General features: G+C 54.4%; 24 protein-coding genes. 12 read left to right on the forward strand and 12 right to left on the reverse strand.

Annotated features, from left to right (window positions below):
- Window positions 1–21: 21 nt before the first annotated feature.
- The 7 genes from murA to mlaF form a co-directional block, all read right to left on the reverse strand.
- On the reverse strand, window positions 22–1,281 hold the full coding sequence (murA, locus tag KGP24_RS20800; RefSeq protein ID WP_223561672.1) for a UDP-N-acetylglucosamine 1-carboxyvinyltransferase: 1,260 nt from the start codon (window positions 1,279–1,281) through the stop codon (window positions 22–24).
- A gap of 50 nt (window positions 1,282–1,331) precedes the next feature.
- Window positions 1,332–1,586: a BolA family iron metabolism protein IbaG gene (ibaG, locus tag KGP24_RS20805; RefSeq protein ID WP_223561673.1), complete on the reverse strand. Its 255-nt coding sequence runs from the start codon at window positions 1,584–1,586 to the stop codon at window positions 1,332–1,334.
- Between the two features lie 126 nt (window positions 1,587–1,712).
- Window positions 1,713–2,006 (reverse strand): lipid asymmetry maintenance protein MlaB, encoded by a 294-nt coding sequence (gene mlaB, locus KGP24_RS20810; RefSeq protein WP_223561674.1) that lies wholly within the window; start codon window positions 2,004–2,006, stop codon window positions 1,713–1,715.
- Window positions 2,006–2,641 (reverse strand): phospholipid-binding protein MlaC, encoded by a 636-nt coding sequence (gene mlaC / locus KGP24_RS20815; protein WP_047650934.1) that lies wholly within the window; start codon window positions 2,639–2,641, stop codon window positions 2,006–2,008. The genes mlaB and mlaC overlap by 1 nt, the downstream gene beginning before the upstream one ends.
- Window positions 2,642–2,659: 18 nt before the next feature.
- Window positions 2,660–3,208 (reverse strand): outer membrane lipid asymmetry maintenance protein MlaD, encoded by a 549-nt coding sequence (gene mlaD, locus KGP24_RS20820; RefSeq protein ID WP_223561675.1) that lies wholly within the window; start codon window positions 3,206–3,208, stop codon window positions 2,660–2,662.
- 4 nt (window positions 3,209–3,212) lie between these two features.
- A complete protein-coding gene (gene mlaE, locus KGP24_RS20825; RefSeq protein WP_023333605.1) occupies window positions 3,213–3,995 on the reverse strand; it encodes a lipid asymmetry maintenance ABC transporter permease subunit MlaE in 783 nt (260 codons plus the stop codon).
- A gap of 7 nt (window positions 3,996–4,002) precedes the next feature.
- On the reverse strand, window positions 4,003–4,815 hold the full coding sequence (gene mlaF, locus KGP24_RS20830; RefSeq protein ID WP_023309353.1) for a phospholipid ABC transporter ATP-binding protein MlaF: 813 nt from the start codon (window positions 4,813–4,815) through the stop codon (window positions 4,003–4,005).
- 227 nt (window positions 4,816–5,042) lie between these two features.
- Here mlaF and KGP24_RS20835 point away from each other — a divergent pair, with 227 nt between their 5' ends.
- From KGP24_RS20835 to npr, 11 genes are all read left to right on the forward strand, one after another.
- Window positions 5,043–6,020, forward strand: a complete 978-nt coding sequence (locus KGP24_RS20835; protein ID WP_223561676.1) for a calcium/sodium antiporter — start codon at window positions 5,043–5,045, stop codon at window positions 6,018–6,020.
- 13 nt (window positions 6,021–6,033) lie between these two features.
- The gene (gene kdsD, locus KGP24_RS20840) at window positions 6,034–7,020 is read left to right on the forward strand and encodes an arabinose-5-phosphate isomerase KdsD (RefSeq protein WP_223561677.1); all 987 of its coding nucleotides are present in this window, start codon (window positions 6,034–6,036) and stop codon (window positions 7,018–7,020) included.
- 14 nt (window positions 7,021–7,034) lie between these two features.
- Complete coding sequence (gene kdsC / locus KGP24_RS20845; RefSeq protein ID WP_223563539.1) at window positions 7,035–7,601, forward strand: 3-deoxy-manno-octulosonate-8-phosphatase KdsC; 567 nt, start codon at window positions 7,035–7,037, stop codon at window positions 7,599–7,601.
- The gene (gene lptC, locus KGP24_RS20850; protein WP_223561678.1) at window positions 7,598–8,173 is read left to right on the forward strand and encodes an LPS export ABC transporter periplasmic protein LptC; all 576 of its coding nucleotides are present in this window, start codon (window positions 7,598–7,600) and stop codon (window positions 8,171–8,173) included. Before kdsC ends, lptC begins: the two co-directional genes overlap by 4 nt.
- Window positions 8,142–8,696: a lipopolysaccharide ABC transporter substrate-binding protein LptA gene (lptA, locus tag KGP24_RS20855; protein ID WP_020883526.1), complete on the forward strand. Its 555-nt coding sequence runs from the start codon at window positions 8,142–8,144 to the stop codon at window positions 8,694–8,696. Before lptC ends, lptA begins: the two co-directional genes overlap by 32 nt.
- A gap of 6 nt (window positions 8,697–8,702) precedes the next feature.
- Window positions 8,703–9,428, forward strand: a complete 726-nt coding sequence (gene lptB / locus KGP24_RS20860) for an LPS export ABC transporter ATP-binding protein (RefSeq protein WP_023309359.1) — start codon at window positions 8,703–8,705, stop codon at window positions 9,426–9,428.
- Window positions 9,429–9,475: 47 nt separating this feature from the next.
- Entirely contained in the window at window positions 9,476–10,909 is a 1,434-nt protein-coding gene (gene rpoN / locus KGP24_RS20865; protein WP_223561679.1) for an RNA polymerase factor sigma-54, read from the forward strand.
- Between the two features lie 22 nt (window positions 10,910–10,931).
- On the forward strand, window positions 10,932–11,219 hold the full coding sequence (gene hpf, locus KGP24_RS20870; protein ID WP_008501444.1) for a ribosome hibernation promoting factor: 288 nt from the start codon (window positions 10,932–10,934) through the stop codon (window positions 11,217–11,219).
- Window positions 11,220–11,301: 82 nt separating this feature from the next.
- The gene (gene ptsN, locus KGP24_RS20875) at window positions 11,302–11,793 is read left to right on the forward strand and encodes a PTS IIA-like nitrogen regulatory protein PtsN (protein ID WP_008501443.1); all 492 of its coding nucleotides are present in this window, start codon (window positions 11,302–11,304) and stop codon (window positions 11,791–11,793) included.
- 45 nt (window positions 11,794–11,838) lie between these two features.
- Entirely contained in the window at window positions 11,839–12,693 is an 855-nt protein-coding gene (gene rapZ, locus KGP24_RS20880) for an RNase adapter RapZ (protein ID WP_223561680.1), read from the forward strand.
- Window positions 12,690–12,962: a PTS phosphocarrier protein NPr gene (npr, locus tag KGP24_RS20885; RefSeq protein ID WP_003861872.1), complete on the forward strand. Its 273-nt coding sequence runs from the start codon at window positions 12,690–12,692 to the stop codon at window positions 12,960–12,962. Before rapZ ends, npr begins: the two co-directional genes overlap by 4 nt.
- Before the next feature lie 39 nt (window positions 12,963–13,001).
- Here npr and mtgA read toward each other — a convergent pair whose 3' ends face one another.
- From mtgA to lptF, 5 genes are all read right to left on the reverse strand, one after another.
- Entirely contained in the window at window positions 13,002–13,727 is a 726-nt protein-coding gene (gene mtgA / locus KGP24_RS20890; protein WP_223561681.1) for a monofunctional biosynthetic peptidoglycan transglycosylase, read from the reverse strand.
- Window positions 13,724–14,377 (reverse strand): isoprenoid biosynthesis glyoxalase ElbB, encoded by a 654-nt coding sequence (gene elbB / locus KGP24_RS20895; protein WP_223563540.1) that lies wholly within the window; start codon window positions 14,375–14,377, stop codon window positions 13,724–13,726. The genes mtgA and elbB overlap by 4 nt, the downstream gene beginning before the upstream one ends.
- Window positions 14,378–14,609: 232 nt before the next feature.
- The gene (gene arcB, locus KGP24_RS20900; protein WP_223561682.1) at window positions 14,610–16,943 is read right to left on the reverse strand and encodes an aerobic respiration two-component sensor histidine kinase ArcB; all 2,334 of its coding nucleotides are present in this window, start codon (window positions 16,941–16,943) and stop codon (window positions 14,610–14,612) included.
- Between the two features lie 135 nt (window positions 16,944–17,078).
- On the reverse strand, window positions 17,079–18,161 hold the full coding sequence (lptG, locus tag KGP24_RS20905; protein WP_223561683.1) for an LPS export ABC transporter permease LptG: 1,083 nt from the start codon (window positions 18,159–18,161) through the stop codon (window positions 17,079–17,081).
- On the reverse strand, window positions 18,161–19,261 hold the full coding sequence (lptF, locus tag KGP24_RS20910; RefSeq protein WP_223561684.1) for an LPS export ABC transporter permease LptF: 1,101 nt from the start codon (window positions 19,259–19,261) through the stop codon (window positions 18,161–18,163). Before lptF ends, lptG begins: the two co-directional genes overlap by 1 nt.
- Before the next feature lie 266 nt (window positions 19,262–19,527).
- On the opposite strand from lptF, the gene pepA reads away from it, so the two are divergent.
- On the forward strand, window positions 19,528–21,039 hold the full coding sequence (gene pepA / locus KGP24_RS20915; RefSeq protein WP_223561685.1) for a leucyl aminopeptidase: 1,512 nt from the start codon (window positions 19,528–19,530) through the stop codon (window positions 21,037–21,039).
- Window positions 21,040–21,104 lie beyond the last annotated feature (65 nt).

A 21,104-nucleotide genomic window follows, 5' to 3' on the forward strand; every position in this document is an offset into this window, starting at 1 on the left:
GGCAGGGGGCTGCCGGAACGATTACTCGCCCTTCACACGCTCGATGTTAGCACCCAGCGCGCGCAGTTTATCTTCAATACGCTCATAACCACGATCGATGTGATAGATACGATCCACGATCGTTGTGCCTTCCGCAATACATCCCGCCAGCACCAGGCTTGCAGATGCACGCAGATCGGTTGCCATCACCTGAGCACCTGAGAGTTTCTCAACGCCATGGCAAATCACGGTATTACTTTCGATCTCAGCATGCGCACCCATACGGATAAGCTCCGGTACGTGCATAAAGCGGTTCTCGAAAATGGTTTCCGTGATGAAGCCAGTGCCTTCGGCGACCAGGTTCAACAGGGTAAACTGCGCCTGCATGTCCGTAGGGAACGCCGGATGCGGCGCCGTACGCACATTGACCGCTTTTGGACGCTGGCCGTGCATATCGAGGCTGATCCAGTCTTCACCGATTTCGATATCCGCACCCGCATCACGCAGTTTTGCCAGCACCGCATCCAGAGTATCTGGCTGCGCGTTACGACAAACAATCTTACCGCCAGAAATCGCCGCAGCGACCAGGAAGGTACCGGTTTCGATACGGTCCGGCAGAACGCGATACACACCGCCGCCCAGACGCTCAACGCCTTCGATGGTGATACGATCGGTACCCTGACCGGAGATCTTCGCACCCAGCGCCACGAGGAAGTTGGCGGTATCCACAATTTCCGGTTCACGCGCGGCGTTTTCGATGATGGTGGTACCTTCTGCCAGCGTTGCCGCAGACATAATGGTAACCGTTGCGCCCACGCTCACTTTGTCCATGACAATATGCGCGCCTTTCAGACGACCATTGACGGATGCTTTAACGTAGCCTTCTTCCAGCTTGATCTCTGCGCCCAGTTTCTCCAGACCAAAGATGTGCAGGTCAACCGGACGCGCACCGATGGCGCAGCCGCCCGGCAGAGAGACCTGACCCTGACCAAAGCGCGCCACCAGCGGGCCAAGCGCCCAGATGGATGCACGCATGGTTTTCACCAGATCGTAAGGGGCTGAGAAGTTGTTCACCTTGCTGGCGTCGAGCCAGACGGAACCGTTACGCTCGACTTTCGTGCCCAGCTGGGTGAGCAGCTTCATGGTGGTGTCGATATCTTTCAGCTTCGGTACGTTCTGAATTTCTACCGGCTCTTCAGCCAGCAGCGCAGCAAAGAGGATTGGCAGCGCGGCGTTTTTTGCGCCAGAAATTGTGACTTCGCCCTGGAGACGCGTTGGCCCCTGTACACGAAATTTATCCATTGTGTGCTCTCTTATAAATTCAACCGTGCTGCGGGCCTGTCGCCCTCAGCTCAAAAACCGTTTAGTTTGCGATCGCGTGCCCATTCTTGCGGGGTGAACGCTTTAATCGACAGGGCATGGATGCGGTTATCCGCAATATATTCCATCAGCGGCGCGTACACAGCCTGCTGTTTCTTCACACGGCTCATACCGTCGAACATCTCACCCACAGCAATAACCTGGAAGTGACTGCCATCGCCAGTGACGTGGGCTTCCTGAAGGGAGAGTGCATCCATCAGCACTGTCTGGATTTCATGATTTTCCATGGGCTCTTAATCATCTGATAGTGAAAACAAGCCAAACATCTTAGAGCAAAGTGGCGTTGTCTTAAACAAGCAAAAAGCCCCGACGATGAAACTGTCAGGGCTTTAGGAAGTAACGCACTGAAAATATTAACGAGGCAGTACGTCCTGAGGGAGATTGTAGAGCTGCTCAAGGGTAACGACATTATCGCTCGCGCCGTGAAGTTTGACGCTTGTCCCCTGCTTTTTCCCCACGGCAACCAGATGGGCAAGCAGCGCAACTCCCGCCGTATCGACCCGCGTGATGTTGGTTAAGTCGATAAGCGTCACGCCCTGCATCGCTTCATGGCGCTTGTCCCACAGTGGGTTCAGCAGGTCCTGATCCAGTTCACCGGACAGCATTAATGTTTCGCCTTCACGCGACCAGCTGAGTTGCTGTGACATTACTTCTTCTCATCCAGGGTAATTTTCTGGCGAGAGATAGACTGCAGCTGCGCGGTCAGGCCATCAATGCCTTTGGTGCGCAGCAGGTCGCTCCATTCGTTCTGTTTGGTGGTGATCATGCTTACGCCTTCGGCGATCATGTCATACGCCTGCCAGTGACCGGTCTGGCTGTTTTTGCGCCACTGGAAATCCAGGCGAACCGGCGGACGACCGTTAGGATCGTTGATCGTCACACGGATAGGGACAATGGTCGCATCGCCCAGAGGCTGCTCTGGCGCAATCTGATAGGTCTGACCGTGGTACATCGCCAGCGCCTGGCCATAAGCCTGTTTCAGGTATTCACGGAACGCGGCAAAGTAGGCATCACGCTGCGCAGGGGTAGCGTCTTTGTAATAACGTCCCAGCACCAGCGCGCCAGCATATTTAATCTGCACGTAAGGCAGCAGCTCCTGGTCAACGACATCACGCAGATAATCAGGATTAGCACGAATTTTAGGCTGTTCGTTTTTAAGACGGTCGAATGTCTTCTTCGCCGCTTCGTCCATCAGTTTGTACGGGTTACTCTGATCCGCGGCGTGGGCGGCGGTAAGAGGGGCGATGACCAGCATGGCAACCATTAACAGTCGTTTAAACATGAATGACTTCTCCTGAAATTAATTCGTCGCGCCAGGTGTCGGTGCGACGTCGGTATGATCTTCGCTCTGCGCAGGGGCAGCGTCGGATTTTTTCTCATCCCCTTTACTGTTGTAAAGGAACTGACCAATCATATCCTCCAGAACCATCGCGGATTTCGTATCCTGAATGACGCTACCGTCTTTAAGGATAGTCGTTCCCAGCTCGGGGTCTTCAAAACCAACGTTAAGCGCCAGATATTGTTCGCCCAGCAGGCCGGAAGTACGGATAGAAAGGGAACTGGTGTCCGGGATATGGTTGTAACGCTCTTCGATATCCATCGCGACGCGTGGCAGATAGGTTTTTTCATCAAGCGTAATGTCAGATACGCGTCCGATCACTACGCCGCCGATGCGGACCGGTGAACGCGCCTTCAGCCCGCCGATGTTATCGAAGGTGGCATAGATGCGATACGTCGGCTCGGTGCGCACAGACGTGATATCTGCCGCTCTCAGGCAGATAAACAGCGCGGCCAGCAGCGCCAGCAGCAGGAATACACCGACCCAAATTTCATTTTTTCTCGTTTGCATGAACTCAATTCCCAAACATCAGTGCGGTGAGCACAAAATCCAGACCCAGTACGGCCAGCGACGAATGTACGACTGTACGTGTAGTTGCGCGGCTAATGCCCGCCGACGTCGGGATGGCATCGTAACCATTGAACAATGCAATCCAGGTGACCGTAATGGCAAATACCACGCTTTTAATCAGGCAGTTAACCAGATCCATTCGCAGGTCTATGGCGTCCTGCATCGCGGACCAGAAGAAACCGGCATCAATGCCTTTCCAGTGCACGCCAACCAGCGATCCGCCCCAGATACCCACGGCGACAAACAGAATAGTTAGTAACGGCAAAGAGATTACCCCAGCCCAGAAACGCGGCGAGATGACGCGACGCAGCGGATCGACTGCCATCATCTCCATGCTGGAAAGCTGCTCGGTCGCACGCATCAGGCCAATTTCAGCCGTTAATGCTGACCCGGCGCGCCCGGCGAACAACAGCGCCGCCACAACCGGGCCCAGCTCGCGCAGCAGCGAGAGCGCCACCAGCATCCCGAGGCTGGTTTCCGCGCTGTAGGTTGTCAGAACAAGATAGCCCTGCAGCCCAAGCACCATACCGATAAACAGACCGGAGACAATGATGATGAGCATTGACAGCACGGCGACATTATAAAGCTGCCGCACCAGCAGCGGTGCGTGCTTGCGGAATTCCGGCTTGCCGACCAGCGCGTTGAATAACATCAATCCGGCACGCCCGAACGTCCTGATGGTTTTTATGCCACGGTGTCCGAGAGCGGCCAACGCATTTAACAGCATGAGTGGCTTAACTCCCTATTCCCAGTAAATCGTCACGATAGTCGCCCGCCGGGTAGCGGAACGGCACAGGGCCATCGGCAATACCGTCGAGGAACTGCCGCACGCGCGGATCGCAATTTTCCTGCAGCGCCTGAGCGCTACCGTGTGCGACGATCTTTTTGTCCGCCACAATATAGGCGTAATCGGCAATGCTCAATACTTCCGGTACATCGTGAGATACCACAATGCAGGTGACGCCAAGCGCGCTGTTCAGTTCAGAGATGAGCTTCACCAGCACGCCCATCGTAATGGGGTCCTGTCCAACAAACGGTTCGTCGAACATGATTAAATCAGGTTCTAATGCAATGGCTCGCGCCAGCGCGGCGCGGCGCGCCATCCCGCCGGACAGCTCCGAAGGCATCAGCTTTGCGGCGCCCCGCAAACCGACGGCTTCGAGCTTCATCATCACCGTGCTTTTCAGCAGTTCCGGCGGCAGGCTGGTATGCTCACGCAGCGGATAGGCCACGTTATCAAAGACATTCATGTCGGTGAATAAGGCTCCCGACTGAAAGAGCATGCTCATGCGTTTGCGGACAGTATACAGGCGCGAGCGCGACATCTCCGGGATGTTTTCGCCATCAAAGAGGATTTCACCGCGATCGGGTGGGATCTGCCCACCAATGAGGCGCAACAGGGTCGTTTTACCGATCCCGGATGGCCCCATGATGGCAGTAATTTTGCCACGCGGTACGGTCAACGAAATATCATCAAATATTAATCTGTTGGCGCGAGAAAAACTCACACCGCGAACATCGACTAAATTCGCCATCGTTTGGCTCATTTATGGTTCCTTTATTACCCTGCTCACGTTAAGTCATGCCGCCTGAATCAGCCCTCAACTGCGCATTTTTACAGAATAATAGCCGTTGAGGTTAGCGAAAGCTGGCATTTGTTTTACTTTTCCGGCGCATAAAGTCAAAATTAGGAATTCGTTACGCCTCAGACTGTATGCAATCCAGCCATTCCCGTGTGATGGACCGATGAGTATACCTGAAGAAAGGACTTTTGATGCTTTTAGCAACAGCACTGTTAATAATTGGTTTACTGTTGGTAGTCTACAGTGCTGACCGTTTAGTATTTGCTGCATCTATTCTGTGTCGCCTGACGGGCGTACCGCCTGTCGTTATCGGGATGACCGTTGTCAGTGTTGGAACGTCACTTCCTGAAATCATCGTCTCTGTCTCGGCATCGCTGCATGGTCAGTTAGACCTGGCAGTAGGTACAGCGATTGGCTCTAACATCGTCAATATACTCTTGATCTTAGGCCTGGCCGCACTACTCCATCCATTTCGCGTGCATTCTGATGTTCTGCGCCGTGAATTGCCGCTAATGTTAATCGTAAGCCTGCTGGCAGGCTGCGCATTTTACGATGGTGTATTGAGCTACAGCGACGGCATTTTCCTGCTGGCGCTGGCCGTCATCTGGCTGCTGTATAGTGTTAAAATCGCCCTCCTGGCTGAGAAGCAGGGTCAGGATAGCCTCACGCGGGAGCAGGTCGCCGAACTGCCGCGAGAAGGCACGCTGCCTGTTGCCCTGCTCTGGCTTGGCGTTGCGCTGATCATCATGCCGATGGCAACGCGCATGGTCGTGGATAACGCGACGGTGCTGGCGAACTATTTCGCCATCAGTGAACTGACCATCGGTCTGACTGTGATTGCCATCGGCACCAGCCTGCCGGAGCTGGCCACGGCCATTGCGGGGGCTCGTAAAGGTGAGGATGACATTGCCATTGGGAATATCATCGGTTCTAACATTTTTAATATCGCCATTGTGATGGGCCTGCCGGCCCTGATTACGCCAGGGCCCTTTAATCCCCTGGCGTTCTCACGCGACTACGGCGTGATGTTATTGGTCAGCGTGATATTTGCCCTGCTCTGCTGGCGGCGGCAACGACAGATCGGCAAAGGCGCAGGCGCGCTGCTGACGGGTGGATTTATCGTATGGATGGCGATGCTGTACTGGCTCTCGCCTCTTCTCTCTGGGTAAACGGAAACGCATTATGTCGCAAATAGAATTGCAGCCGGGTTTTGACTTTCAGAAAGCAGGCAAAAAGGTTCTGGAGATTGAACGTGAAGGTCTGGCGCAGTTAGATCGGTACATTAATCAGGATTTTAGTCTGGCATGTGAAAAGATGTTCTACTGTGCCGGCAAAGTCGTAGTGATGGGGATGGGTAAGTCCGGCCACATTGGACGCAAAATGGCGGCAACGTATGCCAGCACCGGAACCCCGTCCTTCTTTGTACATCCGGGGGAAGCCGCGCACGGTGACCTGGGGATGGTCACGCCGCAGGATATCGTCATCGCGCTGTCCAACTCCGGTGAGTCTAATGAAATTCTGGCTCTGATCCCGGTACTGAAGCGACTGCAGGTGCCGCTTATTTGCATGACCAGCCGTCCGGAAAGTAGCATGGCGCGGGCAGCCGATATTCACCTGTGCGTGAAAGTGCCCAAGGAGGCCTGCCCGCTCGGCCTGGCGCCGACGTCCAGCACCACCGCCGCGCTGGTTATGGGTGATGCGCTTGCCGTCGCGCTACTCGAAGCCCGCGGTTTTACGCCGGAAGATTTCGCGCTTTCTCATCCGGGGGGCGCGCTGGGGCGCAAGCTGCTGCTTCGGGTAAACGATATTATGCACACCGGGGATGAGATCCCTCACGTCAGTAAAGAAGCCTCCCTGCGTGATGCGCTGTTGGAAATCACCCGCAAAAATCTGGGTATGACGGTCGTGTGCGACGATCTGATGAAAATTCAGGGGATCTTCACCGATGGCGACCTGCGCCGCGTGTTCGATATGGGTGTTGATGTCCGCACGCTCGGCATTGCCGATGTGATGACGCCGGGCGGCATCCGCGTGCGTCCGGGTACGCTGGCCGTGGATGTATTGAACCTGATGCAGTCCCGCCATATCACCTCCGTTATGGTTGCCGATGGCGACCAGTTGCTGGGTGTGGTACATATGCATGATCTGCTGCGCGCAGGCGTAGTGTAATGAAGGATAAGACAATGAGTAATGCGGGTGCATCCCTTGCAACCTGTTATGGTCCGGTCAGTACCCAGATGATGGCAAAGGCGGAAAACATTCGTCTGCTCATCCTGGATGTGGATGGAGTACTCTCCGATGGCCTGATTTACATGGGCAATAATGGTGAAGAGCTGAAAGCGTTTAACGTTCGCGACGGCTATGGTATCCGCTGTGCGCTCACTTCAGGTATCGAGGTGGCTATCATCACCGGACGAAAAGCTAAACTGGTAGAAGACCGCTGTGAAACCTTAGGAATTACCCATCTGTATCAGGGTCAATCCGATAAGATGGCGGCGTTTAATGATTTACTGGGTAAACTGGCTATCGCACCTGAAAACGTGGCCTACGTCGGGGACGATCTGATTGACTGGCACGTGATGGCTCAAGTCGGGCTAAGCATTGCCGTTGCCGATGCGCATCCGCTGCTGATCCCGCGCGCTGACTACGTTACCCATATCAACGGGGGCCGTGGTGCCGTACGTGAAGTCTGCGATCTGCTTCTGCTGGCGCAGGGCATGCTAGATGAGGCCAAAGGGCAATCGATATGAGTAAAACCAGACGCTGGATTATCATTTTGCTGTCGCTTGTCGCACTGGTCTTGATTGGCGTGAACCTTGCCGATCGCGACGATACGCAAACGGAAGTGGTCAACAATAACGATCCAACCTATAAAAGCGATCACAGCGAGACTGTGGTCTACAGCCCGGAAGGTGCGCTGAACTATCGCCTGATTGCTCAGCATGTTGAATATTTTTCAGATGATGGTATTTCGTGGTTTACCCAGCCTGTCATGACCACATTTGATAAGGATAAAGTGCCGACGTGGTCAATTAAGTCAGATCGGGCAAAACTGACAAATGACCGTATGCTTTATCTGTATGGCCATGTTGAAGTCAACGCCCTGACCGCTGACTCGCAACTGCGAAAAATTACGACGGATAATGCCCAGATTAACCTGGTAACCCAGGACGTGACCTCGCAGGATCTGGTCACACTGTATGGCACAACATTTAATTCCAGCGGTTTGAGAATGCGCGGGAACTTACGCAGCAAGAACGCCGAGCTGATTGAAAAGGTTAGAACCTCCTATGAAATTCAAAACAAACAAACTCAGCCTTAAAGTAATTATCGCCAGCGCGATGCTGGCGACCAGTCTCCCCGCGCTTGCTGTAACGGGCGATACCGACCAACCGATCCATATCGAGTCCGATACCCAGTCTCTCGATATGCAGGGCAACGTCGTCACCTTCACGGGTAACGTCGTCATGACCCAGGGCACCATCAAAATTAACGCCGACAAAGTGGTCGTGACCCGTCCGGGTGGCGAGCAGGGCAAAGAGATTATCGATGGCTATGGTAATCCGGCGACCTTCTATCAAATGCAGGACAACGGCAAGCCGGTGAAAGGCCGCGCCACGCACATGCATTATGAGCTGGCGAAGGACCTGGTCATCCTGACCGGAAACGCGTATCTGGAACAGTTGGATAGCAACATTACCGGCGACCAGATTACCTATCTGGTGAAAGAGCAAAAAATGCAGGCCTCCAGCGAGAAAGGCAAACGCGTCACGACCGTACTGGTTCCGTCGCAGCTGCAGGACAAAGGCAAAGGCCAGGCCCCGGCACAGAAGAAGAGTAACTAATTCGTTATGGCAACATTAACTGCAAAGAATCTCGCTAAGGCCTATAAGGGCCGCCGTGTCGTAGAAGATGTCAGTCTGACCGTCAACTCCGGCGAAATTGTAGGGCTGCTTGGCCCTAACGGTGCGGGTAAAACCACCACCTTCTACATGGTCGTTGGCATTGTGCCGCGCGATGCCGGCAACATTATCATTGATGATGAAGATATTAGCCTTCTGCCTCTGCACGCGCGCGCGCGTCGCGGGATCGGCTATCTGCCGCAGGAAGCCTCCATTTTCCGTCGTCTCAGCGTTTACGACAACCTGATGGCGGTCCTGCAAATTCGTAACGATCTGACCAGCGAACAGCGTCAGGATCGTGCCAACGAGCTGATGGAAGAGTTCCACATTGAGCATCTGCGCGACAGCCTTGGTCAGGCACTCTCCGGGGGTGAACGCCGTCGCGTTGAGATTGCGCGTGCGCTGGCCGCAAACCCGAAATTTATCCTTCTGGATGAACCGTTTGCTGGCGTTGACCCGATCTCGGTTATCGACATTAAACGTATCATTGAGCACCTGCGTGACAGCGGTCTTGGCGTACTGATCACCGACCATAACGTCCGTGAAACGCTGGCCGTATGTGAACGCGCGTATATTGTGAGCCAGGGCAATCTGATCGCCCACGGTACGCCGCAGCAGATCCTCGAAGACGATCATGTTAAGCGCGTCTATCTTGGGGAAGACTTCCGACTCTGATAGGGTAGAGGTAACGTAACGCCGAACCGGAGAAAAATGCTCTGAACATGAAGCAAGGTTTGCAATTAAGGCTCAGCCAACAACTGGCGATGACGCCGCAGCTACAGCAGGCAATTCGCCTGTTGCAACTGTCCACGTTAGAACTTCAGCAGGAGCTCCAGCAGGCGCTGGACAGCAACCCCCTGCTGGAACAAACCGATCTTCATGACGAGGTAGATACCCAGCAATCTCAGGATACAGAAGCGCTCGACACCGCGGATGCACTCGAACAAAAAGAGATGCCCGACGAGCTACCGCTGGATGCAAGCTGGGATGAAATTTACACCGCCGGAACCCCTTCCGGTACGCGTGCAGACTACCAGGATGATGAGCTACCGGTCTATCAGGGCGAAACCACCCAGTCGCTGCAGGATTACCTGATGTGGCAGGTGGAGCTGACTCCCTTCTCCGATACCGACCGCGCGATTGCCACGTCAATTGTCGATGCCGTTGACGACACCGGCTATTTGACCGTCACGCTGGACGATATTCTGGAAAGCATGGGCGACGACGAGATTGAGCTTGAGGAAGTTGAAGCCGTACTGAAGCGCATCCAGCGTTTCGATCCGATAGGCGTGGCCGCAAAAGATCTGCGTGACTGCCTGCTGATCCAGCTTTCTCAATTCAGCAAAGAGACGCCATGGCTCGACGAGGCGCGCTTAATCATCAGCGATCATCTGGATCTGTTGGCCAACCACGATTTCCGCTCCCTGATGCGCGTCACGCGCCTGAAAGAAGAGGTGCTGAAAGAAGCGGTGAATCTGATCCAGTCGCTCGATCCGCGCCCGGGACAGTCGATCCAGACCAGCGAGCCCGAATACGTCATTCCGGACGTACTGGTCAGAAAACATAATGACCGCTGGGTCGTTGAACTGAACTCAGACAGCATCCCTCGCCTGCAAATCAATCAGCAGTATGCCTCCATGTGCACCAGCGCGCGTAACGACTCCGACAATCAATATATTCGTAGCAATCTTCAGGAAGCGCGATGGCTGATCAAAAGTCTGGAGAGCCGAAATGATACGCTGCTACGCGTCAGCCGCTGTATTGTCGAACAGCAGCAGGCTTTCTTTGAGCAGGGCGAAGAGTATATGAAACCGATGGTGCTGGCGGATATCGCCCAGGCCGTCGAAATGCATGAATCAACCATTTCCCGTGTCACCACGCAGAAGTATCTGCACAGTCCACGCGGTATTTTTGAGCTTAAGTATTTTTTCTCCAGCCATGTGAATACCGAGGGCGGCGGTGAAGCGTCGTCAACGGCCATTCGTGCCCTGGTGAAGAAGTTGATCGCCGCGGAGAACCCCGCGAAGCCACTAAGCGACAGTAAGTTAACCACCATGCTGTCCGATCAGGGTATTATGGTGGCACGACGTACTGTTGCGAAGTATCGAGAGTCTTTATCCATTCCGCCGTCCAACCAGCGTAAACAGCTGGTCTGACACAACCGATAAGGAAGACACTATGCAGCTCAACATCACTGGACAAAACGTCGAAATTACTGAGGCTTTACGCGACTTCGTGAACGCGAAGTTTGCAAAACTCGAGCAGTATTTCGAAAGGATCAATCAGGTCTATATTGTGTTGAAAGTGGAGAAAGTGACTCATATCTCGGATGCCACCCTGCATGTTAACGGGGGTGAACTGCATGCCAGTGCGGAAGGGCAAGACATGTACGCGGCTATCGACGGCTTAATTGATAAGCTTGCACGACAGCTCAATAAACATAAAGATAAACTGAAACAACACTAATTGTCCGGGCAGTTAACGGGTGCAGGAAGGCCTGTTGTGAAACACAACAGGCCATTTGTACAGTTAGCGCTTAGGTGAAATTATGATGAACAACGATTCCGCTCTTCAACTGAGCAATGTCCTTAACCAGGAATGTACCCGCAGTGCGGTTCACTGCCAGAGCAAAAAACGTGCGCTGGAGATCATCAGTGAACTGGCTGCAAAACAGCTGGGTCTGCCGCCGCAGGTGGTGTTCGAAGCGATTCTGACCCGTGAAAAAATGGGCAGTACCGGTATCGGCAACGGCATCGCGATCCCGCACGGCAAACTGGAAGAGGATACCCTGCGTGCCGTGGGTGTGTTTGTGCAGCTTGAAACACCCATCGCTTTTGATGCCATTGATAACCAGCCCGTCGATCTCCTCTTCGCGCTGCTGGTACCTGCCGATCAGACGAAAACCCATCTGCATACGCTGTCGCTGGTCGCAAAACGTCTGGCCGATAAAACTATTTGCCGTCGACTGCGCTCGGCCCAAAGTGATGAAGAGCTCTATCAAATTATCACTGAAGCAGAAGGCAATCAGGATGATGCATAACCAGGAGATGGCCTTCACATCTGTTGTCCTGAGGAGAAACGGAACATGGTGCTGATGATTGTCAGTGGCCGTTCAGGGTCGGGGAAATCCGTTGCTCTGCGCGCGCTGGAAGACATGGGTTTTTATTGCGTCGATAACCTGCCGGTCGTGTTATTGCCTGACCTGGCCCGCACGCTTGCAGAGAGACAAACCTCTGCCGCCGTCAGTATCGACGTCCGTAACATGCCGGAATCGCCAGAGATCTTCGAACAGGCCATGAGCAACCTGCCTGACGCGTTCTCGCCTCAGCTGCTGTTCCTCGATGCAGACCGTAATACCCTGATCCGCCGCTACAGCGATACCCGTCGTTTGCACCCGCTTTCCAGTAAGAACCTCTCTCTGGAGAGTGCTATCGATGAAGAGAGCGATCTGCTGGAGCCGCTGCGTTCTCGTGCCGACCTGATTGTCGATACCTCTGAGATGTCCGTTCACGAGCTGGCGGAAATGCTACGTACCCGGCTGTTGGGTAAACGCGAGCGCGAACTGACGATTGTGTTCGAATCCTTTGGCTTCAAGCACGGTATCCCGATTGATGCGGATTATGTTTTCGACGTGCGCTTCCTGCCGAACCCGCACTGGGATCCGAAACTGCGTCCAATGACCGGTCTGGATAAACCCGTCGCGGCCTTCCTCGACAGGCACACAGAAGTTCACAATTTTATCTACCAGACGCGAAGCTACCTTGAGCTATGGTTACCTATGCTGGAGACAAACAATCGTAGCTACCTGACGGTGGCGATTGGCTGTACCGGCGGTAAACATCGTTCGGTTTATATCGCCGAACAGCTGGCCGACTATTTCCGCTCGCGCGGGAAGAACGTTCAGTCCCGTCATCGCACGCTGGAAAAACGTAAAACATGACCGTAAAACAGACCGTTGAGATCACCAATAAGCTGGGTATGCATGCACGCCCGGCGATGAAACTGTTTGAGCTGATGCAGGGTTTCGATGCGGAAGTTCTGCTGCGGAATGACGAAGGTACCGAAGCGGAGGCCAACAGCGTGATCGCTCTGCTGATGCTGGATTCCGCCAAAGGGCGCCAGATTGAAGTAGAAGCCACCGGTCCTCAGGAAGAGGAAGCGCTGGCGGCGGTGATTGCCCTGTTTAACGCTGGCTTTGACGAAGACTAACGTTCACCCATTCGGCGGGTGGCGCTGCGCTTACCCGCCCTACATAAGATTATTACGCTGCATAAACCCCTCTCCGCCGAGCTGATTCATCTGGCGCAAAATCCACGCCTGACGGCTTCGCACGTAACCTGATGGAGCACTGGCTTTAAAGCGGATAGGATTCGGTAAAACAGCGGCCAATAGCGCTGCTTCTGACATGCTCAGACGGCTGGCCGGCTTATTGAAATACCGCTGTGCGGCAGCTTCCACGCCAAAAATACCGTCGCCAAACTCAGCCACATTGAGATAGACGGTCAGAATACGTTTTTTGCTCCAGACCGTTTCCATCCCCAGAGTTAACCCCGCTTCCAGCCCTTTTCGCACCCAGCTTCGACCATCCCACAGAAACAGATTTTTGGCCGTCTGCTGCGACAAGGTCGACGCACCACGCACGCGGTTTTCATGACGTTCGTTATGCGCCAGCGCCTTCTCAATCGCGGCCACATCGAACCCCCAGTGCTCCGGGAATTTCTGATCCTCCGCCGCGATGACCGCCAGCCCCATGAACGGAGAGATCTCATCCATGCTTACCCAGTCGGAATGGGCAACATAGCCGAAATCGCCGCTGAGCCACGCGCCGAACTGACGCTCAACCATCACGGCGGAGAACGGGACCGGCATAATGCTGAACAGGGCGAGTCCACCGCCCCAAAACACCGCCAGCACCAGAACGATGCGTAACAGGGTACGTTTTACCCACACGCCAGCACCGGATTTACGACTCATTCAGCCAGCACCAGCACGCGGGCGACCAGTTTTTCGATCCCCATAGCCGCTTCTGCAATATTCTGCGCCAGCATATATGCTGGCGTAGTAACAATTTTGTTCTCTTCATCAACCACAATGTCATCAACCGGGCACGGAACGTGTTCGCCCCCCATTTCCTCGACGATCTCTGCGGTATCAATATCCGTCCCGATAGTCAGGCGCAGCGGGAAATCAAAAATCCTGGGCAGCATTGCCGGCGCGATGCAGATAAAGCCCTGCGGTTTTCCTGACGCATGCATGGCCTGCGACAGCGCTTTAAGATGAGGATCTATCTGACACTCCGCCCCCTGCGCAGCAAAGGTACTGAGATTTTTGGCCGCGCCAAACCCACCCGGCACAATGAGCGCATCAAGCTCTGTAGGGTCTGCCTGAATAAGAGGATGGATATCACCTCGCGCAATACGCGCGGCTTCAATCAGTACATTTCGGGTTTCCGCCATCGGCTCACCGGTCAGGTGATTAATCACATCCGCCTGATTTTTGTCTGGCGCAAAACAAATAACCTCTGCGCCCTGCTTAGCCAGGGCCAGCAGCGTGATTACGGCTTCGTGTATCTCAGAACCATCGTAAACACCGCATCCGCTCAGCACGACACCAATCTTTTTCATCATGACAATCCTTTTCTGCAACTTGCTGAAGCACATTAATAATTTTGATTAAAACGCTATGCTTCACACATTTCACTGATTCATGTAACAAACCATTTAAGATTTGCTATCTTATCTGCGTGCGGCCTAAATTTTTCAGGCAGCGCCCTTTCGAAAATAACGTTTAAAAACAGGCGCAGCCACGATTTCCCTGGTGTTGGCGCAGTATTCGCGCACCCCGGTTAATCCGGGGTCATTTTTTTCTGGCGTCAACCCAGGCTTTAAGCACCGCCACATCGTTTTGCCACTCTTGTTTCATCTCTTCAACCCAATCACTCACGTTATCTTCCCATGCAGGTAAATCAGGCGACTGAATCTGCTGCCCCAACTGCTGCAGGTGGCGTAGGCCAACCGAGCCGGCTGCACCTTTAATTTTATGTCCTTCTTCCACGATGCCCTTCTGGTCACGAGCCGTCAGGTTTGATTCCAGCACGCTCAGATAACCCGGCATCATTTTTTCGAACACCGCCAGACCATCAGTAATCAGTTTCGGGCCTACCAGATCGATGTACTGCTCCAGCATCGCGGTATCGAGTATCGTTTGGGCTTTTGCGCTATCAACAGACGTCATGGTGCTCTCCTCTTCATCACGGGTATCCCAGAACTTCTTAATCATGGCGGTCAGAGCAGGCACCGCCAGCGGCTTGCTGAGTACATCGTCCATACCGGCATCGAGATACTCTTTTTTATCTTTCAGCACGTTCGCCGTCAGCGCCACCAGCGGCGGCAGTTCGTCGGCCGCGTACTGACGCGTCAGCTCACGCGAGATATCCAGCCCGGTCATATCCGGTAACTGAATATCCAGCAGGACAAGATCGTATTCGCCCGGTTTAAACATCTCCAGCGCGGCCTTACCGGTCATCGCGACATCCACGCTGTTGCCCAGTTTTTCAAGCACGGAGCGCGCCACAATCACGTTCAGTTCAATGTCTTCCACTAGCAGAACGTGCAGCGCAGGCAGCGGCATGTCGTCGTTTTCAAAGGTATCCTCAACCTCCTCCGCCACCGCCGGCGCATGGACCGTCAGCGTGAAGGTTGACCCTTTACCCGGCTGACTGGCAACGGTGATATCGCCCCCCATGCTTTTCGCCAGCCGTTTAGAGACCGCCAGGCCAATGCCCGTTCCGGTTGCCGGTTTCCCGCCGTTGCTGTCCTTAACCTGGTAGTACATCGCGAAAATTTTGTCCTGCTCCTCCAGCGGAATACCCATCCCGGAGTCCTCCACCTCGAAGTGCAGCATATCGCCGTCGTCATACCGGATGCGCACCGCTACCTGCCCCTTCTGGGTAAATTTCACCGCGTTGCTGATAAGGTTCCACAGGATCTGGCGCAGACGCGTGCCGTCAGTCACCACTTTATGCGGCAGCGGCAGGGCTGGCTCCATGACAAAACGCAGTCCCTTCTGCTGCGCCTGCAAGCCGGACAGGTTTTCGAGATCGGCAAGGAAGCTGGTGAAATCAACAGGCTGATTATCAAGCTGAACTTTACGGCGCTCCATCTTATCCATATCAATAATATCGTTGAAGATATTACCCAGCGTGACCGCTGAGACATGGATAGTCTTGAGGTATTTTTCCTGCTCTGCGGTCAGGTCGGTATCCAGCAGAATACGGCTCAGCCCGACAATGCCATTAAGCGGCGTACGCAGCTCGTGGCTGATGGTGGAGATAAAGGTAGTCTTGTCGCGGCTGGCGCGCTCCAGGGCGTCCTGATAGCGCTTACGCTCGGTGATATCGCGGCCAAAGCCCATCAGGCCGTGGCGTTTCCCCACGCGGTCATAGTAGGGAACCTTACGGATCTCAAAGCAGGCTTTGCGTCCGTCCGGATAATCCAGCCACTGTTCATAGGTCAGCGAGACGTTATGGCGGAATACTTTTTCGTCCGTCTCCATGACCTTGGCCGCAGCCTCTTCAGAGTAAACGTCCTGCGGCTTCAGGTTAATTAGTTGCTTCTCGCTTTTCCCGGTGAGCAACTCCATTGCCCGGTTACAGCCGGAAAACTCTTTATCTTCATTACGGTAAAACACCAGATCCGGCGAAGCATCGAGGAACGACCGCAGGAAAGAGGATTGCTGCTCAAGCTGGATCTGCGTGACCTCGCGCTCTTTCATTTCGATTTTCAGCTGCTCCAGCGTGGCCTGACGCTCGGCTTCCGCCTTTTCACGATCTGAAATCTCCTGGTTCAACTGCGCAATGTTGTCTTTGAGCTGGACGTTAAGCTTCAGGTCGCGCTCGCGCATCTCTTCCAGTTTATCGACTAGTTTTGACAAACGCTGACGGGACTCTTCCAGCTGTTCAACCACCACGGAAAGGAAATAGACCGCCCAGGGAGTAATGAGCAAGCCAAAGAAGATGGAGCGGATGACGTCGATACTCTCGACCTGACCATGCAGAACCATGGTGACGGCCATTTGCACAACAATGGCCAGAACGACCAGCGCCAGCGCAAGCAGCATGGAGAAACGCACCAGCCCAAGCTTCATCATCAGGTCGACGTAATACTGAGCAAGCATTCGAATTTGCTTCATAGGGGATCCCTTCACGACGTTATCGCTCAATAATACTCAAATTCAGGGCGAGGCGTTGAAGGTTGTGAGAAAAAGTGCGGGGTGAAACAGGAGATTAGCCTCGCTCCCGGATAACCGGAAGCGAGGAGAGGTGAATCAGGAGCGCTTCAACAGCAGCCAGAGGCTGATCAGGAGGAAGCTGGCGCTTGACAGAAGCGCACCGATAATCGGCGGAATGCCATAAACCAGCGTCAGCGGACCGAAGATCTGATCGAGCACGTAGAACACAAAGCCGAAACTGATACCGGTCACGACGCGTACCCCCATCGGCACGCTGCGCAACGGGCCGAAGATAAACGACAGCGCCATCAGCATCATCACCGCCACGGACATCGGCTGGAAGATTTTGCTCCACATGTTGAGCTGATAACGCCCGGCATCCTGCCCGCTCGACTTCAGGTATTTCACATAGTTGTGTAAACCACTGATGGAGAGCGCATCAGGATCCAGCGCCACGACCCCGAGCTTATCGGGCGTGAGCTTGGTCTTCCACGTACCGGTCACCGTCTGAGAACCGGTGATCTGTTTCGGATCCGTCAGGTCAGACTCATCGACCTGGGACAAACGCCACTGTTTATGTTCGGCGTCAAATTTCGCCGAAGAGGCGTGGCGGACAGACTCCAGACGACGCTGGTCATCGAAAGCATAGATGCTCACCCCACCCAGTTCATCATTCCCCTTCACCCGTTCGATGTAGACGAAGTTTTTACCGTCTTTCGCCCATAAACCTTGTTGAGTCGAAAGCAGTGAGCCACCGTACATTGCCTGAGCACGGTAGTTACGCGCCATCTGTTCGCCCTGCGGCGCGACCCACTCGCCAATCGCCATGGTTAACAGCACCAGTGGGATCGCGGTTTTCATCACCGACAGCGCGACCTGCATGCGGGTAAAACCCGAGGCCTGCATAACGACCAGCTCACTGCGCTGCGCCAGCATTCCCAGCCCCAGCAGCGCCCCCAGCAGGGCCGCCATTGGGAAGAAAATCTGCACATCTTTCGGTACGCTGAGCAAGGTATACATCCCCGCGCCCAGCGCGTCATAGCTTCCCTGCCCGGCTTTTTTCAGCTGATCGACAAATTTGATAATGCCGGAGAGCGACACCAGCATGAACAACGTCATCATGATGGTGGTAAAAATCGTTTTACCGATATAGCGATCAAGAACGCCAAACGCCTGCATTAGATGGCTCCTTTACGCGAGAGTCGGGCACGTATGCGGCGCACAGGCACCGTATCCCACAGGTTTAATCCCAGCGCCAGTAAGATGTACAGGCTGTTGACGAACCATGTCCAGACCATAGGGTCCAGCTTACCCTTCGCGCCGTTAGAACGAATCGAGGTTTGCAGCAGGAAATAGATCAGGTAAAGCAGCATCGCCGGCAGCATAGAGAGCACGCGTCCCTGCCGCGGGTTAACCACGCTCAGCGGAACGACAATCAGCGCCATCATAAACACGGTGAATACAAGCGTAATACGCCAGTGGAACTCAGCACGCGCTCTGTCGGTATCGGTATTCCAGAGGGTTCGCATGTCCATTTGCTCGGTATCCGTTGGATCAAGCGCCACAGTCTGATGGCCGATAATAGCCTGATAATTCTGGAAATCCGTAATACGGAAGTCGCGCAGCATCGCGGTGCCTTCGAAACGGGTGCCTTTGTTCAGCGTCACGATCTGAGAACCATCTTTGCGCTGAGCAAGCTGACCGGAGTCTGCAACCACCACTGACGGACGCGCGTTACCTTTGGGACGTAATTGCGCCAGGAATACGTCGTTGAATTTACTGCCGTCAACGCTCTCAATAAACAGCACGGAGTTGCCGTCGGTCGCCTGCTGGAACTGTCCCTGGGCTAAGGCCGCCATGCCAGGGTTTGCTTTCGCTTCGGCCAGCACTTCGTCCTGATGACGGGAAGACATGGGGCCCGCCCACATCACATTCACCGCCGCAACAATACCCGTGAACAGCGCCAGTATCATGGCCGCTTTCACCAGTACCGCTTTGCTCAGGCCACAGGCATGCATCACCGTGATTTCACTCTCGGTGTAGAGTTTCCCAAGCGTCATAAGCAGACCAAGGAAAAGACTTAGCGGCAGGATGAGCTGCGCCATTTCCGGGATCCCTAAACCAAGCAGGGAAAGCACCAGATTTGTTGGAATTTCGCCGTCAACGGCCGCACCGAGGATCTTAACCAGCTTCTGACAGAAAAAAATCAGCAGCAGGATGAAGAGGATCGCCAGTTGGCTTTTGAGCGTCTCCCGCACCAGATATCTTATGATTATCACTTTAAATACGCCCGTAAAAACCCGTCTCTTTGCAGGAATTTCGCTTGTTTCATGGCTTAAACGTCATTTATTCTCTTGAGTCGTCGAAATCATCGCTAAGATTAAAACATCCGGCGGATTCACGCTTCAGGACTTTTTCTGACGTGTCGAAACCGTAGTAACGTAAGATTAACACGAAGTCACCACAACAGCGGACATGAGTTACGAAAGGTTTCAATTCTATCCGTAGCTGCCGCCGTTGTCTTTAAGATTCAGGAGCGTAGTGCATGGAGTTCAGTGTAAAAAGCGGTAGCCCGGAGAAACAGCGGAGTGCCTGCATCGTTGTGGGCGTCTTTGAACCACGCCGACTCTCCCCGATCGCCGAGCAACTCGATAAAATCAGTGACGGCTATATTAGCGCCCTGCTGCGCCGTGGCGAACTGGAAGGCAAACCTGGGCAGACGCTGTTACTGCACCATGTTCCGAACGTACTATCAGAGCGTATTCTGCTGATTGGCTGCGGCAAAGAACGCGAGCTGGATGAACGTCAGTATAAGCAGGTGATTCAGAAAACAATCAATACGCTGAATGATACCGGCTCAATGGAAGCCGTCTGCTTCCTGACCGAGCTGCACGTCAAAGGACGTAACACCTACTGGAAAGTGCGTCAGGCGGTTGAAACGGCAAAAGAGAGCCTGTACAGCTTCGATCAGTTGAAGACTAATAAAAGCGAGCCGCGTCGTCCGCTGCGTAAAATGGTCTTTAACGTGCCAACACGTCGCGAGCTGACCAGCGGCGAACGCGCGATCCAGCACGGTCTGGCGATCGCAGCCGGCATTAAAGCGGCCAAAGATCTCGGCAACATGCCGCCTAACATCTGTAACGCGGCATACCTGGCCTCTCAGGCGCGTCAGTTGGCCGACGCCTACAGCAAAAACGTCATTACCCGCGTCATCGGCGAACAGCAGATGAAAGAGCTGGGGATGCACTCTTACCTGGCGGTCGGTAACGGCTCGCAGAACGAATCCCTGATGTCCGTCATCGAGTACAAAGGCAATCCGTCCGAAGACGCGCGTCCCATCGTACTGGTCGGTAAAGGCCTGACCTTCGACTCCGGCGGTATCTCCATCAAGCCTGCCGAGGGCATGGATGAGATGAAGTACGACATGTGCGGTGCGGCGGCGGTTTACGGCGTGATGCGCATGGTCGCGGAACTTCAGTTGCCCATCAACGTGATCGGCGTTCTGGCGGGCTGTGAAAACATGCCTGGCGGACGCGCCTATCGTCCGGGTGACGTTCTGACCACCATGTCCGGCCAGACCGTTGAAGTGCTGAACACCGACGCCGAAGGTCGTCTGGTACTGTGTGACGTGCTGACCTACGTTGAGCGCTTCGAGCCTGAAGCAGTGATTGACGTCGCCACGCTCACCGGCGCCTGTGTGATTGCGCTGGGCCACCACATTACCGGCCTGATGTCGAACCACAATCCGCTGGCGCACGAGCTGATTGGTGCCTCAGAGCAGGCCGGGGACCGCGCATGGCGTCTGCCGCTGGGTGACGAGTATCAGGAGCAGCTGGAGTCTAACTTCGCGGATATGGCGAACATTGGCGGGCGTCCTGGCGGTGCAATCACCGCGGGCTGCTTCCTGGCACGTTTCACCCGCAAGTACAACTGGGCGCACCTGGATATCGCAGGCACCGCATGGCGCTCCGGTAAGGCCAAAGGCGCAACCGGTCGTCCGGTGGCCCTGCTGTCGCAGTTCCTGCTCAATCGCGCCGGATTTAACGGCGACGAGTAATGTACAACGCCGGGTGGCGGCTTCGCCTTACCCGGCTTTGCTTTGAATCCAAAACAAGAACCCCC

Source organism: Enterobacter sp. JBIWA008 (genome assembly GCF_019968765.1).
Lineage (GTDB): Bacteria > Pseudomonadota > Gammaproteobacteria > Enterobacterales > Enterobacteriaceae > Enterobacter.